The organism is Pseudoalteromonas neustonica, from assembly GCF_001653135.1.
In the GTDB taxonomy this organism is placed as follows: domain Bacteria; phylum Pseudomonadota; class Gammaproteobacteria; order Enterobacterales; family Alteromonadaceae; genus Pseudoalteromonas; species Pseudoalteromonas neustonica.
Window position 1 is genome coordinate 43324 of sequence record NZ_BDDS01000011.1, and the last position, 15712, is coordinate 59035.

A 15712-nucleotide genomic window follows, 5' to 3' on the forward strand; every position below is an offset into this window, starting at 1 on the left:
TAAGGATTTTAATGATACTTAAACACATCGCTTTAGCATCGTTTGCTGTTTTGTCTTTAAGCGCTTGTCAGTCAACGTCTCAAGCTGAACCAACGCCAATTGTAAACGTCCCTTTTACAGCTCCTTTAGCGTCTGATTTTCGTAGTGAAATAGCGATAGCGCGTTACTCAGAGCTATTAAATCGTACTGATTTAGAGCCAGAACAACAAGCTAAGTTATATTACGACCGTGGAGTATTATTCGATAGCTTAGGGATGCCGACGCTGGCACGTATTGATTTTAATCGCGCTGTACAATTAAAGCCCAACTTGGCTGAGGTGTATAACTTTTTAGGTATTCACCACACCTTGATGCAGCAATATGAAAAAGCTTACGAACTTTTTGATTCTGCACTAGAGCTCAATGAACAGCATGAATATGCATATTTGAATCGTGGTATTGCGCTCTATTATGGAAACAGACCTGTATTAGCATCGGCTGATCTGTCTGAGTTTTTAGCCCGTGCACCAAGTGACCCATATCGTGTTTTATGGCTTTATCTTGCGCAAGCTGATGATGAACCAATAAAAGCTCTTGCAAATCTAAAAGCAAATGCACAAGGACTAGACGATAGCCAGTGGGCTTATGGGCTAATTTCATTGTATTTAGGTGATATGAGCGAACATTCTTTTTTGGCAACCATCAGCGAAGGTGTAAAGTCAGAGCAAGAATATGCTCAACGTTTATGTGAGGCTTATTTTTATCTTGCAAAAATGTATCAAGCAGAAGGGCTTAATTATCAAGCAGCAGACTTTTTTAGGTTAACACTTGCAACTAATGTCCATGAATTTGTTGAATATAAATATGCACGTTTAGAGCTTGAGTTAATGGCTGGTGATAACGCTAGTTAAATGGCTAATCAGCGTTGTTGTTATACTGAGCTTTGGAGGGTTACCTAGCTCGGTGAATCAGCATCACGCTCTTGCTTTTTGGCATGTAAAACATACCCCGACTTCGATTTTTATAAACTATTACCGCTTTGCTGATGATTTTAAATCCCTGTTGAGTTCTTTGCCCGATCCTACATTATATTTATTAGCTTTGAGCGGTGAAGCTGATGCACAGTTTGTTTGGGCATTACGCTTATTAAAAAATGGTAAGGGGCAATCTGCCTTACCTTTTTGGCGAGCGAGCGCTGCCCAACAAAATGCTGATAAACGCCGTAAACTCAGTGCGTTATTGCTGAAATTAGAGCGTTGGGACGATTTAACCGCATTATCACAGCTGCAGTTGTTGCCTGAAAGCGATGCAGCAGAGCAATTAAAATTACAATATAGTGCGGCGCCAGCGAGTATTGATCAACGCTTTGCAAGCCATGAGGGTTTTTTATTATCTTTTGCACAGCAACAAGCACAATCGCATTGTGAGTTTAATGTGCTGATGATGACAGATCATCGCCAAGGCTTAGCACAACTCAATATATTTAAAACCCGCTATCAAATAGAACCTCAACCAAGAGCAGGAAGCTTTTGTTTTAGTAAACCCATTTACTTAGGGGACTCAATAAACTGTCAACAACATCCAGAGCATGCAGCACGATGCGATTGGCGGCCGCTTGTTAACAATAAAGTATGGCCAACTGGATTTGACTTTATTGTGATGATGACACGCAGTGGTTTAGGTAACGTCAGTGGTGGAATCATGCACCTAAATTCAGCGAGTCACTACGGATTATTTTTACATGAGCTCATGCATTTCAGTGGTTTTGAAGATGAGTACGTTTTACCAGCAACTAAGCAAGCATGGTTATGCCAGCAAAAAGGCTTTGTAGCGCCAAACTTATTTATTGCAAATGGAGTGGCGCCGCCTATTGGTTGGCAACAAAGTGATAGTTGTCAGACAGCAATAAAAGCGTATAAACCCAGCGAAAATTGGTCAATAATGCAATATCAACAGATCCCACTCTCGCAACAATATCAGCAATTATGGTTAAAGCAAATAGCAAACCCAGCAGAGCAACCGATACGTTTTGGTGATTATTTCACGCAGCTTGAAGAGAAAATTTCTTTTTAGATAAAATGATAAATAAAACGAATAGGCATAAAAGTTGTAAATAATATAAAATCGACGTTAAATTTGTTCAAAATAACGGCGGGTAGGTGCCCTCACTATAGACAAAATGATCCCTGATCAGTATAACTATACCCACTATAATTGTTTTAATAAGCAAAAATAAATAACCATTCACAATGACCAGTACACAACTAAAATTAACTAGCGACGTATTGATATTCTTATGACTTTAAAAGGTTTCTCACTATGACTTTGCTCTGGATACCCTTGCTATCCTTAATTGGCAGTGTTATTTCTTCATGCACCGGCAAATTGACTCGTAACCAATCTACGAGCCTTACTATGATGGCGCCACTGTGCGCTTTAGCAATTGCGATTTATCATACGCCCGCCGTTTTGGCTGGTGAGACGATTCGCTTTACCGCGCAGTGGATCCCCGCTCTTGGCATGGAAATAGCCTTTCGTTTAGATGGTTTAAGCTTACTGTTCATTTTTATGATTCTAGGTATTGGCTTACTCGTTATTTTTTATACCCGTTATTACTTAAGTAGTAATGATTCAATGCCTAAGCTATACAGCTATTTAATGCTGTTTATGACGGCAATGCTGGGTATTGTTATGTCAAATAACGTCATCCAGCTCTGGTTATTTTGGGAATTGACCAGTATCAGCTCATTTTTATTAATTAGTTACTGGTGGCATAAATCTGAAGCGCGAAAAGGTGCTCGTATGGCACTGGCCGTTACAGGTGCAGGTGGCTTAGCGTTACTTGGTGGCTTGTTATTGCTAGGTGATATAGTTGGTAGCTATAATTTAGATGTTATTTTAGCTAGCAAAGCGTTGATCCAATCGCATGATTTATATGAGCTTGCATTAGTACTTGTATTGTTGGGCGCCTTCACTAAATCTGCACAGTTTCCGTTTCATTTTTGGCTGCCACATGCAATGGCTGCGCCGACGCCAGTTAGTGCATATTTACATTCGGCAACAATGGTTAAGGCCGGTATCTTTTTATTAGCACGATTTTACCCTGCACTGGCGGGCACTGATACCTGGTTTATCTTGGTCGCCATGACTGGCTTAGCAACGTTATTAGTCGGTGCTTATATCGCTTTATTTAAGCATGACTTAAAAGGGCTATTGGCGTACTCAACGATTAGTCACTTAGGTTTAATAACACTGTTACTTGGTTTGGATACTGAGCTTGCCACTGTCGCGGCGATATTTCATATCATTAACCATGCGACCTTTAAAGCGTCATTATTTATGGCCACGGGTATTATCGATCACGAAACTGGCACGCGTGATATGCGCAGGCTCAACGGAATGTGGCGTTTTATGCCTTATACCGCCACTCTTGCGATGGTTGCAGCCGCTGCAATGGCAGGAGTACCGTTATTAAATGGTTTCTTGTCAAAAGAAATGTTTTTTGCAGAAACGCTACACCAACAGATATTAGGCTCAATGTCGTGGCTTATCCCTGTGTTAGCAACGCTAGCGGCTGCTTTCTCTGTGGCTTATTCTGCACGCTTTATTCACGATGTGTTTTTTAATGGTGACCCAATTAATTTACCTAAAACACCGCACGAACCACCGCGTTATATGCGTGTACCAATCGAAATTCTGGTTGTGTTGTGTTTATTGGTCGGTATGTTTCCACACTTTGTGGTTGACGGTATTTTATCAGCGGCGTCATTAGCGGTGCTTGGAGAGGCTACACCAGAGTTTAAATTATCAATTTGGCATGGCTTTAATTTACCATTACTTATGAGCGCGATGGCTGTAGTGGGTGGCGTGTTTATTTATATTCAGCGTAAACATTTGTTTAAATTCCAGGCGTCATTGCCGCCATTAAATGCCAAGAAAACTTTTGAACGTTTTGTTTATAACATTATTAAATGGAGTCGAGATAAAGTACGCAGTGTAGAGAATGGCTCATTACAACGCTACATTGTTGTAATGTTAGGCGTGGTGTTATTGTGCGCGGGTTGGCCATTATTCGAAATGGAAGCACTGGCAGGCACAGCGCCGCGTACTCCGATCGATTTTCATAATGCAATTGGCGCTGGGCTGTTGATTATAGGTGCAATTAGCACCGTAATTTGGCATCGCTCACGCGTGGTATCTTTATTAATGTTGTCAATTGTTGGGTTGATGGTGTCAGTGGCGTTTACACGTTTCTCAGCACCTGATTTAGCACTAACACAGCTAACAGTCGAAGTAGTTACGGTGATTCTGCTGATGCTAGCATTGTTCTTTTTACCACAGCGTACACCAAAAGAATCAAGCTCATTACGTGTAATACGTGATTTAAGTATTGCTTCTGCAATGGGAGTTGTTGTAGCGAGTATTTGTTATGCGTTATTAACAAGGCCGCTTGAGTCAATATCAGACTTTTTTATTGCTAATGCTAAAACTGGCGGTGGTGGTACAAACGTAGTGAACGTAATTCTTGTCGATTTTAGGGGGTTTGATACGCTCGGTGAAATCACGGTATTAGGTATTGCTGCATTAGGTATTTATAAAGTACTTACTAACTTACCTTTATTTATGCCAGCAAGTGATAGCGAAGGTCGCCCATGGGCACGTGAGCGCCACCCACTATTATTAGCAAGTATTTCACAAAGCTTATTACCATTAGCCCTATTAGTGTCAGCATATATCTTTTTACGTGGTCATAACTTACCTGGTGGTGGATTTATCGCAGGCTTGGTAACCGCTATTGCATTTATTTTGCAATATATGGCTCACGGCTCTATTTGGATCACTGAACGCTTTGATGTTAATTACCGTAAAATTATCGCCTCAGGTATTGCTATCGCAATGTTTACTGGATTGGGTAGTTGGGCATTTGATAGGCCTTTTCTAACAACATGGTTTGATTATTTTGACTTCCCATTTGTGGGCAAAACAGAATTGGCAAGTGCCATTATATTTGATTTAGGTGTGTATTTGACTGTTGTGGGCGCGACATTAATGATTCTCGCCAGTTTAGGTAAATTAACAGCCGATACTCCAAAAAATGAGGTAAATATTTAATGGAATTGTTATACGCATCATGCGTTGGTGTATTAGTCGCTTGTGGGGTCTATTTGATCCTACGAGCACGGACTTTTCCGGTTGTATTAGGGCTTACAATGCTTTCATATGCAGTGAACTTGTTTTTATTCTCGTCAGGGCGTTTAACTATTAATAAAGCAGTAGTATTAGGTACCGGTGCTGATTATGCAGATCCGCTGCCACAAGCTCTGGTATTAACAGCAATAGTAATAGGTTTTGCAATGACCGCATTTGTTGTGATACTTGCAATTCGTGGCCGTGCAGATTTAGGCAATGATCATGTTGATGGTCACTTAGGAAAAATTGAACATAAGGAGCACAAATGATTCAGCACATTGCTTCTTGGCCCATTTTATTACCTATGTTGGCTGGGGTTATTTTACTGCTACCACCGTGTGGAAAAAGTATTCCAATTCGTCGTGTAGCTTCTGTATTTATGGCTTTTCTAAGTACGTTAGTGAGTGCGTTCTTATTATGGGAAGTGTTGCATTCAGGCATCATTGTTTATGCCATTGGTGATTGGCAAGCGCCATTTGGTATTGTACTTGTTGCTGATTTAGTCTCTGTGTTATTAGTGTGTCTTACTTCACTCTTAGGCTTGGTTGTTACTTTATATAGCTGTGTAGGTGATGACGAGAAAGGAGGCTTTTTTCACCCATTAGTACATTTCCTTGTACTGGGTGTTAATGGCGCTTTCTTAACAGGTGACTTATTTAATCTATTTGTATTTTTTGAAGTACTATTAATTGCCTCATATTCATTATTGATGCATGACGGTGATAAACATAAGACCCGTTCAGCCATTCAGTACGTTAGCTTAAATCTAATTGGCTCTAGTGTTTTTTTGATTGCACTTGGTATTTTATACGGTGTACTGGGAACATTAAATATTGCCGATATGGCGCAAAAAATGTCTCAGTTGCAAGGTGATGATGTCTACCTAGCCAAGATAGGTGGCTTATTACTACTTGTTGTTTTTGCACTCAAAGGCGCGTTATTGCCATTGCATTTATGGTTACCTAATACTTACGCTAGTGCAATGCCCGTAGTGGCTGCGTTATTTGCGATAATGACGAAAGTAGGCGTGTATACAATGTTACGCGTATATACGGTTATTTTTGGCGATGAAGCAGGGCAACTTGCCCACATGGCACAACCTTGGTTGTGGGGATTAGCTGTGGCAACAATTATTGCGGGTGCAATCGGTGTTATTGCAGCTCAAGATTTGCGTAAACTCACCGCTAACTTGGTGATCGTATCGGTTGGTACGTTGGTGGCTTTAGTGGCAATTCAAAATATTAATGCTACTGCTGCATTATTGTATTACCTAGTACATTCAACGTTAGTGTGTGCGGCATTATTTTTAATCGCTGATTTAATTTCTCATCAACGCGGAAAAGTCGCAGATCGTTTTGCAGCAGGGCGAGCGGTAGGACAACCTCTATTGCTAGGTGCTTGTTTTATTATTGCCGCTTTGAGTGTGATCGGCATGCCGCCACTTTCAGGGTTTGTAGGTAAAGTGTGGATTTTAAAAACAGCATTAGATAGTGAAAAAGCACTGTTGTTTTGGCCTGTTTACTTAATTGCCAGTTTTGCGCTGTTGGTGGCATTATCACGTGCTGGGACTAGTCTGTTTTGGGAACGTAAACACCAAGATAGTGAGTTAACTGAAGGCGTAAAAGCCCAGCCACTACAAATCATTGCGGTAATCGGTTTATTAATATGTTCGCCTTTATTAGTTATATTTGGTGGTCCAGTGAGTGAATATATGATCGCTGCTGCTACGCAGCTACATGATATAACCGGTGGTATTAACACTGTACTTGGGGGAGGTTCATAATGCGTTTAGAATCACGTTTTAGTTGGTTGCCAACGCCTTTTCGTAGTGGTCTATTGTTTGTGGTATGGCTGTTACTTAATAATAGTGTATCTGCTGGGCACTTAGTATTGGCTACGGTTTTTGCTATTTTAATTCCATTGGCGACATTTCCATTTCGTGTCCCACAGCCACTGATCATTAAGCCAGGGTTAGCCCTAAAGCAGCTAATTATTGTGTTATATGACATTATTACTGCTAATCTACAGGTGGCATTACTGATACTAGGGCCGACTAAAAAATTACGTCCTGCGTTTGTTAAAGTTCCTTTAGATTTAAGCCACTCAATGCCTATTACTATTTTGGCAAGCACTGTATCGCTAACCCCGGGAACAGTAAGTGCGGAAGTGTATCCAATTCCAGAATCACTGCCAAAAGGTGAGAAGCCAAAGCAACGTTATTTACTAATACATGTATTAGATTTGAATGACGAACAAGAGCTTATCAATACAATTAAAAAACGTTATGAAGCGCCACTGAAGGAGATATTTCAATGTTAGAAACGGTGTTCTTAATCGTCTTTGCAATGATTGGCCTATCGCTATTACTCAATTTATGGCGTTTGGTTGTTGGTCCGTCAGTACCAGATAGAATTTTAGCGCTTGATACTATGTATATAAATACCATAGCACTGATCATTTTATATGGTATGAGCATGGGTACTGGGCTTTACTTTGAAGCAGCGCTATTGATAGCAATGCTCGGCTTTGTAAGCACCGTAGCGGTATGTAAATATTTGTTACGTGGCGACATCATCGAATAAGGAAAACGTATGTACAGTGAATGGGTAGTGTCTATTTTATTACTTATTGGTGGCGCATTTATTTTAATAGGCTCAATTGGCCTTATTAAAATGCCTGATTTTTTTATGCGTCTACATGGCCCAACAAAAGCGACCACACTCGGTATGGCTGGAGTACTCATTGGAGCTATGGTGTTTTTTAGCAACACTCAAGATGGTATAAGTGTTAAAGAACTGTTGATCACGATATTTTTATTGATCACAGCGCCTATCAGTGGGTATATGCTTATAAAATCCGCGATACATCATAAGCTTAAAGCTAAAGAAGGGACTAAGGGATTAGACAACATTGAAGACGATTAATTACTTATACTAATTGTTATAATAAAAAGCCCGCAAGGTTTAACTTAGCGGGCTTTTTATTGGCTGTTTTTATTTGTACACTCAATAACATGATTTATTACCAACGCTTATAAATGATTAAAGATAAAAAACGCATTATCGCGTATTTACTGATATTAGCTCCTTTAATTGATAGTTTACTTATACCTACCGCCTTTGGCCTGCAATGGCATAGCGCAAAAAGTATGTATTTATTTAGTGCGTATTTAATACCTATCAAGTTAGCCCTTGTGATTATGGGCGGCTTTTTTCTTATACATCATACCCGCTGTCAAATTTATATAGATGCGCCGCGTTCGTGGTTTTTAAAAGTAGTTGATGTCGGTATATTTATTTTGGCAGGTATTCAGTTTATTTTATTTACTGTGATTAGTGTATTGTATGTAGTAGTAGGAACTCAGGCCGACGACTATAAACAACAAGGAAACATTAGTGTTTATACGTCCGATGTAGGCGCGTTTGGCAAAGCGACTCATTACTTTTCATATCAATGTACCGATTCAACCGGTTTTTATACACTTCAACCTATCGTGACGCTCGACTGGCTTGGCACTTTTACATTTAAAGAAAAAGCAAATACGTTGATCATCACGTATAACGGCCAAAGTGATAAAGGTGAGAAAATTAAACAAATTGATCTGAGTGGGTTTGGTTGTATACCCAAACCACCTCAATATACAAGTTTCAGTTGGAATTAAAAGCGATTTAGGCAAGGCATTGATTGCAAGTAATAGTGGTTCTATTGTTAAAATCATTAACGCCGTATAAATCGCTTTTAAACCAACCCTTTGGGCGTTTCACAGGCACTGACTCTCATCGTTGTTACTTCTTAAAATGGACTACCATTCTCGCAAAGTAACGCCTTGATATTAAGTCCCTGTGAAACGCTGAATTCTGCATCTTGAGGTGGTTTGGGTATAATGCGCAAGCTTTAAGCGAATGATTGTATTTTTAGATACTAAAGGAAGCTTTCTACATGGCTAAAAAAGAGTTGATTAATCAACATGGACAAGCCCACTTTGGTATTTTTCCAGATGGAGTGGATAATATCAATTATATGGATTTTGACCTTCGTAGCGCAATGGGTAAACCCAGTAATACACTTTTTAAAAAGTTAAGATTTAATCAATTTCAGTTTATTAGTTTTACCAGTGGTCAGTTAATTATTGGTTTAGCAATTGTTGACTTAAAAATAGCCAGCAATTGCTTTGTATACATATATGACCCAAACACCCAAGAGTTTGATGAATATAGCTTTATAAACCTATTCTCTTTAAATACGTGTATAGATCCGACACCAAATACAGGGCAAGCTACCTTTCAAAAAGGGCGTAACAGCGTAGTGATTCAGACAACGAATGATCCGCGCATACGCAATGTGAAAGTTGATTTAAAATCAGGGCTTAAAATTAATGCCAACATAGATGAGTCAGCTAATTACAATTCGCTTGCCGTATGTGTTCGCGCGGGTTTTACAGGGTTTCATTTTACTCAGAAAAGCGCAGCGCTTCCATGTGATGGAACCGTGAAGTGGCGTGGTCGTTTATTTGATCTTCAAACGCATAACTCACTCGCAAGTGTAGATTGGAGCGCAGGTTACATGCGCCGAGAAACATTTTGGAACTGGGGGAGTTTAGCCTGCATATTAACCGATGGCCGCCGTTTAGGTTTAAATTTAAGTGCAGGGGTTATTGAAACAGGTTTTACCGAAAACGCCTTGTGGCTCGATGGCACGCTTTATAAAATTGATATGGTCGATTTTCAATTTGAGCGTTATGGTAATGCTAAAGCAACGAGTAAATGGCGGCTACGCTCAAACGACGGTATTATAAATCTAACCTTTGAACCCGCTGGTAAACGCCAAGATAAAACCAACTTACTCATCATCGCCAGCAACTTTACTCAACACTTCGGCCGTTACTATGGTGAAATAATCCTCCCAGACGAAGTTATCACACTCAATGGCGAATGGGGCTTTACCGAAGATCACTATGCGAAGTGGTAGAGAGGAGCTTTAAGTTTTAAGCGGTAAGTTATAAGTGGTGTTAATTTTGAAAAGAGTGATTAGTAGCGAATATAAATAAAGCCCTAAACAGCAATACTTAGGGCTTTTTAATACAAATAAAGTTCAGTTGATATTCTAAACTTAAGATAATCTGTGAGCGGGTGTTACTTCATACCAACTTACGATTAACTCAAATCAGCTGATCGCTGACGGCTGAAAGCTTACAGCTATGATTTATTCGTCTATCGAACGAAGCAGGGCGTTGATACCTACTTTTTCACGGGTTTGTTGATCTACTTTTTTCACGATGATTGCAGCGTACAAGCTGTGACTACCATCTTTTGATGGTAATGCACCTGGTACAACAACTGCGCCTGCTGGAACACGGCCATAGTGGATTTCGCCAGTTTCGCGGTCGTAAATACGCGTGCTTTGGCTGATGTAAACGCCCATTGAGATAACAGCGCCTTCTTCAACAACAACGCCTTCTACGATTTCAGAACGTGCACCAATAAAGCAGTTGTCTTCAATGATGGTCGGGTTAGCTTGTAACGGCTCTAAAACGCCGCCTATACCAACACCACCAGATAAGTGTACGTTCTTACCAATTTGTGCACACGAGCCTACAGTAGCCCATGTATCAACCATGGTGCCGTCATCAACGTATGCGCCAATGTTTACGTATGATGGCATAAGCACTACATTTTTACCTACAAAACTACCTTTACGCGCGACTGCATTTGGTACTACGCGCATGCCACCTTGTTGAAACTGCTCTGGCGTGTAGTCACTAAATTTAAGCGGTACTTTGTCGTAAAACTGGTTTACGCCGTCATGCATTGGTTGGTTATCGCGAATACGGAACGACAGTAACACGGCTTTTTTCAACCATTGGTGGACAACCCACTCACCACTGATTTTTTCAGCAACGCGTGCAGCGCCGCTATCAAGCAGCTCAAGTGCATCAATAATGGCTTGTTTAACTTCATTTGATACTGTGCTTGGGCTGATGTTATCGCGGTTATCCCAGGCGTTTTCAATCATGGTTTTTAAATCTGACATAAGGTCCTCTTATTCTGTTTCTGCGTTGAGTTTTTTACGCAATGCTTGATGAATTTTTGCTTGTTCTTCGTCCGTAAGGGCTTGGTATTCGTTGTTTGATACTACGAAGAAATCTTCTGCACGCTCACCCACAGTGGTGATCCGTGCGGCGTGTATGTGTAATAAATGTGCTTGAAATACTTCAGCAATTTTGGTCAATAAACCAGGTATATCTACGGCTTGAATTTCAATTAAACTGCGATCTTTACGCGGATGAGGACGTAAAATTATCTTTGGTTTAATATTAAAATCTTTAAAGCGTTGCGAGCGATTCTTTTTAAAACGAATTTTCTTTCTTGGATCAGCAAGTGCCAAATCTAGACCGCGTTTAATTGATTGCGCACGGCCGCTGGCAATGGGCTCACCGCTTACTTCAAGTACTACAAAGCTAAACAAGACATAACCATCGCGGGTGGTAAGTACTTGTGCATGTTGGATCTGTGCCTTTTTTGAGCCAATCACACTCACTAAACGGGCAAATAAACCACCCGAGTAGGGGCTGTAAACAAATACTTGTGTGCCACCATGCATGGCTTCATTAGATACCACAACACTGGGTTGGCTTAAATCAGCTTTTAACAAATGCTCACTGTGCCATGAGATTTGTTGCTCACTGAATGCGGTAAAGTAGTTTGCTTTAAAGCGGGCCCAAATTAAATCTATTTGTTCTTCGCCAAAGCCATGATTAAGTAGGCGTTGTTTTGCTTGATGCTTTTTATCGCGAATTTGGTCGCGCTGATCCATTGGGTTTTCAAGCCCTAATCGCAATGCGCGTTGCGTGTGTAAGTAAAGCTCACGTAGTAGCGTATTTTTCCAGTCATTCCATAAGTTGTCATTGGTCGCGCGAATATCAGCCACGGTTAGGCAATAAAGGTAATCAAGTTGACGTTCGTTTTTTATCCGTGTGGCAAATTCTTTTATCACATCAGGATCATTTATATCTTTACGTTGCGCAGTAACTGACATAAGTAAGTGGTTACTTACTAGCCATGCTATTAACTTACCATCTGAGTTTGTGAAGTTATGCAACTTAGCAAAAGCAATGGCATCAACAGCGCCAAGTTCAGAATGATCGCCACCGCGACCTTTGGCAATGTCATGAAAAATCCCTGCGAGATATAACAGCTCGGGTTTATCCATACGTGTGACAATTTCACAACAAATTGGAAATTTGTTGGCACTTGATTTATCAAAATACTGATAAATATTATTGATAAGTTTATGCGTGTGTTCGTCTACGGTATAAGCGTGGAATAAATCAAACTGCATTTGTCCAAATATGTTACGCCACTGCGGGAGATAAGCCGCTAACATGCCATGTTTGTGCATTAACGTAAAAGCACGACCCATGCCATTGGGATGTTTAACAAGGCGCAGAAAGGCTTCTCTACAGGCCGCGTAATCTTGTAAGTCACCTAATAGACGACGACGCACTTGGCGAATTGTTCTTATGGTACTTGGATAAATGTGCGTCATTGTTGGGTTATCGGCAATATGCTCAAATAAGACGAAGAGCTGATCGCGGCGAAAAAATACTGATGGGTTTTTAACTCTTATTTGATGACCAATGCGCTCAAAGTTGCGGTCAAGTTCAATAACCGGTTGCTCGCTTGATTCCGGTAAAATGCTTTGCTCAAAGTACGACAATAGCATTTGATTTAACTCACGAACACGGCTCATTATTCTAAATAAGCGCTTCATCATTCGCTCAACAGACGCTTTGCCATCACTACCAAAACCGAGTAAATCAGCAGCCAGTGGTTGGTGGTCAAATAATAAGCGGTTTTCTGATCGCCCTGCAGCTAAATGCAGTGCAAAACGAATATTCCATAAGTTTTCTAAGCACTCAAGTAGCTCTTGGTATTCTTCGTGAGTCAGGTAACCGTGACTAATAAGCTCTTGTAAGGTTTCAGCCCTAAAGTGCTTTTTTGCAACCCAAATGATAGTTTGTAAATCACGTAAACCACCGGGGTTTTCTTTAATGTTTGGCTCTAGGTTATACGCTGTGCCATGGCATTTTTTATGGCGTAGTTGTTGTTCTTGTACTTTAGCCAAAAAGAATTCATCAGAGTGCCAAACAGGGGTGTCGAGGATATGATTTTTAAGTTTTTCATACTCTATATGATTGCCAAACAATAGCCGGCTTTCAAGCAAGCTTGTGGCAAACGTAACATCTTCACGTTTTTGTTCAATAGCTTGTTCTATGGTACGTACACTGTGGCCAATTTCTAAATTAAGGTCCCACAGCATAGTGACAAACTGACCAATTTTTTCACAAATTGCTTCACTAGGTTGTTGTGTAACAAGTAATAAAAAGTCGATATCAGAATAGGGGTGTAATTCACCGCGGCCATACCCACCAACGGCAATCAGGGCTAAATCTGGCTCATGGGCTAAATCATAAACATGAAAAAGCTTTATTAGTAACCGATCGATAAACTCAGCCCGGGCATTAATTAAATTACCGACTGGTTGTTTTGAAAACTCGTTTTGTAACCATTTATAAAAATAATTAGAGCAGTCTTTGTAATCGGTGAGCAACTCAGCATCGCTGAGTAGCTTTTTAACTTTATTAGGTAATGCCACGTGGGCTGGCTCCTTAGAATACTAATTCGTCCAATTAATTGGGCGAATTAGTATTTATACCAAATTGGTATTAATGCTCAATGATTCTATCGATAGTATCATCTGATCTAAGCGTTAAAATTTCAACACCATTTTCAGTAACTAACAATGTATGTTCCCACTGCGCAGATAAACTACGGTCTTTAGTAACAACCGTCCATTCATCTTTAAGCAGTTTACATTGGCGTTTACCAGCGTTAACCATTGGCTCAATTGTTAAACACATACCCGCTTTTAGGGCTTCACCAGTGCCAGCACGACCATAGTGCATAATTTGTGGCTCTTCGTGAAACTCAGCACCAATGCCATGGCCGCAATATTCGCGCACGATTGAATATTTATGGCTTTCAGCGTATTTTTGAATCGCTTCGCCAATATCACCTAAACGTACACCTGGTTTTACCATTTTAATAGCAAGGTATAAGCTTTGTTGAGTTATCTCAGCAAGGCGTTTGCCTTGAATATCAGGTGTACCAACATGAAACATTTTAGACGTGTCGCCATGGTAACCATCTTTGATGACAGTGATGTCAATATTGACACTGTCGCCATCTTTTAATGCTTTGTCGTTAGGAATACCATGACAAATTACATGGTTTACTGAGGTGCAAATTGATTTAGGGAAGCCATGATAATTTAATGGAGCCGGAATGGCTTTTTGCACATCGACAATATAATTATGACAAATTGTATTTAATTCATCAGTGGTCACACCAGGGACTACATGCGGCTCTATCATTTCTAGAACTTCTGCCGCTAAGCGCCCGGCTACACGCATTTTCTCTATTTCTTCAGGGGTCTTTATCACAGCACTCATGGAGGCTCCATTGTCGAGTTTTAACACATTTATTGTCGCACAAATTTTGCACGCGACGTTGAGTATTTGTTTTTAATATGGTATAAAGCGCGCCGTCTTTTTACAAATAAATTCTTAAATGATTTTTTGTATTTTAAGGCAAACACAATTTTATTTTAACACACACACGTATCGTCACATACACTTGGGTGCATTTCAGTTTCATTTAACTGCGGTGTTGGTGCTATGGGATATGTGGAGGCCTAACCCTAAACTAAACAGAGGAAATACAAAATGGCAAACGTTTCAATGCGCGATATGCTTCAAGCTGGTGTTCACTTCGGTCACCAAGCACGTTACTGGAATCCTAAGATGAAGCCTTTCATCTTCGGCGCACGTAACCGTGTTCATATCATCAACCTTGAGCAAACAGTTCCAATGTTCAACAACGCACTTAAGTTTTTAACTGGTGCTGCGTCAAACAAAGGTAAAGTTCTTTTCGTTGGTACTAAGCGCGCAGCAAGCGAGTCGGTTAAAGAAGCCGCTATCGCAAGTGACCAGTATTACGTAAATCACCGTTGGTTAGGTGGTATGTTGACTAACTGGAAAACAGTTCGTCAATCAATCAAGCGTCTTAAAGACCTTGAAATCCAAAGCCAAGACGGTACTTTCGAGAAATTAACTAAGAAAGAAACGTTAATGCTTAACCGCGAAATGGACAAGCTTGAGAAGAGCCTTGGTGGTATCAAGAACATGGGTGGTCTTCCAGACGCACTTTTCGTTATCGATGCTGACCATGAGCATATCGCTATCCGTGAAGCTAACAACCTAGGTATTCCAGTTGTTGCGATCGTTGATACTAACTCTAACCCAGACGGTGTTGATTTCATCGTACCTGGTAACGATGATGCGATCCGTGCAATCAACCTTTACACTGGTGCAGTTGCAGCAGCTATCACTGAAGGTCGTGAGAGCAATATCGTTGCTCAAGCTGAGAAAGACGACTTCGTTGAAGCTGAGTAATTAGCTGTCATCAAGTCTTCATCTAATTTT

Annotated in this window: 14 protein-coding genes; 11 read left to right on the plus strand and 3 right to left on the minus strand. The window is 40.4% G+C overall.

Translation table 11 applies throughout. The features are described 5' to 3' along the window. Positions 1-11: 11 nt before the first annotated feature. The 10 genes from nlpI to A7967_RS15205 all read left to right on the plus strand — a co-directional run bounded on the left by nlpI (position 12) and on the right by A7967_RS15205 (position 10137). Positions 12-890 (plus strand): lipoprotein NlpI, encoded by an 879-nt coding sequence (gene nlpI, locus A7967_RS15160; RefSeq protein ID WP_054206019.1) that lies wholly within the window; start codon positions 12-14, stop codon positions 888-890. A gap of 52 nt (positions 891-942) precedes the next feature. Continuing rightward, on the plus strand, positions 943-2052 hold the full coding sequence (locus A7967_RS15165) for a hypothetical protein (RefSeq protein ID WP_152960628.1): 1110 nt from the start codon (positions 943-945) through the stop codon (positions 2050-2052). Between the two features lie 246 nt (positions 2053-2298). Then, a complete protein-coding gene (locus A7967_RS15170; protein ID WP_054206017.1) occupies positions 2299-5091 on the plus strand; it encodes a monovalent cation/H+ antiporter subunit A in 2793 nt (930 codons plus the stop codon). After that, positions 5091-5438, plus strand: coding sequence for a Na+/H+ antiporter subunit C (locus A7967_RS15175; RefSeq protein WP_054206016.1), 348 nt, complete (start codon positions 5091-5093; stop codon positions 5436-5438). The genes A7967_RS15170 and A7967_RS15175 overlap by 1 nt, the downstream gene beginning before the upstream one ends. Beyond that, a complete protein-coding gene (locus A7967_RS15180) occupies positions 5435-6952 on the plus strand; it encodes a monovalent cation/H+ antiporter subunit D (RefSeq protein ID WP_054206015.1) in 1518 nt (505 codons plus the stop codon). Before A7967_RS15175 ends, A7967_RS15180 begins: the two co-directional genes overlap by 4 nt. Continuing rightward, the gene (locus tag A7967_RS15185; protein WP_054206014.1) at positions 6952-7488 is read left to right on the plus strand and encodes a Na+/H+ antiporter subunit E; all 537 of its coding nucleotides are present in this window, start codon (positions 6952-6954) and stop codon (positions 7486-7488) included. Before A7967_RS15180 ends, A7967_RS15185 begins: the two co-directional genes overlap by 1 nt. Further along, a complete protein-coding gene (locus A7967_RS15190; RefSeq protein ID WP_016707651.1) occupies positions 7482-7751 on the plus strand; it encodes a K+/H+ antiporter subunit F in 270 nt (89 codons plus the stop codon). The genes A7967_RS15185 and A7967_RS15190 overlap by 7 nt, the downstream gene beginning before the upstream one ends. Positions 7752-7760: 9 nt before the next feature. Continuing rightward, positions 7761-8093, plus strand: a complete 333-nt coding sequence (locus A7967_RS15195) for a Na+/H+ antiporter subunit G (RefSeq protein WP_054206013.1) — start codon at positions 7761-7763, stop codon at positions 8091-8093. Positions 8094-8206: 113 nt separating this feature from the next. Then, positions 8207-8830, plus strand: coding sequence for a hypothetical protein (locus A7967_RS23025; RefSeq protein ID WP_054206012.1), 624 nt, complete (start codon positions 8207-8209; stop codon positions 8828-8830). 278 nt (positions 8831-9108) lie between these two features. Beyond that, positions 9109-10137: a DUF2804 domain-containing protein gene (locus tag A7967_RS15205; RefSeq protein ID WP_054206011.1), complete on the plus strand. Its 1029-nt coding sequence runs from the start codon at positions 9109-9111 to the stop codon at positions 10135-10137. Positions 10138-10371: 234 nt separating this feature from the next. On the opposite strand, the gene dapD is transcribed toward A7967_RS15205, so the two are convergent. From dapD to map, 3 genes are all read right to left on the minus strand, one after another. Next, complete coding sequence (dapD, locus tag A7967_RS15210; protein ID WP_054206010.1) at positions 10372-11199, minus strand: 2,3,4,5-tetrahydropyridine-2,6-dicarboxylate N-succinyltransferase; 828 nt, start codon at positions 11197-11199, stop codon at positions 10372-10374. A gap of 9 nt (positions 11200-11208) precedes the next feature. Then, complete coding sequence (gene glnD, locus A7967_RS15215) at positions 11209-13824, minus strand: [protein-PII] uridylyltransferase (RefSeq protein WP_054206009.1); 2616 nt, start codon at positions 13822-13824, stop codon at positions 11209-11211. 70 nt (positions 13825-13894) lie between these two features. Further along, complete coding sequence (map, locus tag A7967_RS15220) at positions 13895-14680, minus strand: type I methionyl aminopeptidase (protein ID WP_054206008.1); 786 nt, start codon at positions 14678-14680, stop codon at positions 13895-13897. 273 nt (positions 14681-14953) lie between these two features. On the opposite strand from map, the gene rpsB reads away from it, so the two are divergent. After that, positions 14954-15682, plus strand: coding sequence for a 30S ribosomal protein S2 (gene rpsB, locus A7967_RS15225; protein WP_054206007.1), 729 nt, complete (start codon positions 14954-14956; stop codon positions 15680-15682). Positions 15683-15712 lie beyond the last annotated feature (30 nt).

Bases quoted from the DNA above. Each gene is read 5' to 3' on its own strand.
- A7967_RS15190 (WP_016707651.1), top strand. From the start codon at position 7,482: ATGTTAGAAACGGTGTTCTTAATCGTCTTTGCAATGATTGGCCTATCG.
- A7967_RS23025 (WP_054206012.1), top strand. From the start codon at position 8,207: ATGATTAAAGATAAAAAACGCATTATCGCGTATTTACTGATATTAGCT.
- A7967_RS15170 (WP_054206017.1), top strand. From the start codon at position 2,299: ATGACTTTGCTCTGGATACCCTTGCTATCCTTAATTGGCAGTGTTATT.
- A7967_RS15175 (WP_054206016.1), top strand. From the start codon at position 5,091: ATGGAATTGTTATACGCATCATGCGTTGGTGTATTAGTCGCTTGTGGG.
- A7967_RS15185 (WP_054206014.1), top strand. From the start codon at position 6,952: ATGCGTTTAGAATCACGTTTTAGTTGGTTGCCAACGCCTTTTCGTAGT.
- nlpI (WP_054206019.1), top strand. From the start codon at position 12: ATGATACTTAAACACATCGCTTTAGCATCGTTTGCTGTTTTGTCTTTA.
- dapD (WP_054206010.1), bottom strand. From the start codon at position 11,199: ATGTCAGATTTAAAAACCATGATTGAAAACGCCTGGGATAACCGCGAT.
- A7967_RS15205 (WP_054206011.1), top strand. From the start codon at position 9,109: ATGGCTAAAAAAGAGTTGATTAATCAACATGGACAAGCCCACTTTGGT.
- A7967_RS15180 (WP_054206015.1), top strand. From the start codon at position 5,435: ATGATTCAGCACATTGCTTCTTGGCCCATTTTATTACCTATGTTGGCT.
- A7967_RS15195 (WP_054206013.1), top strand. From the start codon at position 7,761: ATGTACAGTGAATGGGTAGTGTCTATTTTATTACTTATTGGTGGCGCA.
- rpsB (WP_054206007.1), top strand. From the start codon at position 14,954: ATGGCAAACGTTTCAATGCGCGATATGCTTCAAGCTGGTGTTCACTTC.
- map (WP_054206008.1), bottom strand. From the start codon at position 14,680: ATGAGTGCTGTGATAAAGACCCCTGAAGAAATAGAGAAAATGCGTGTA.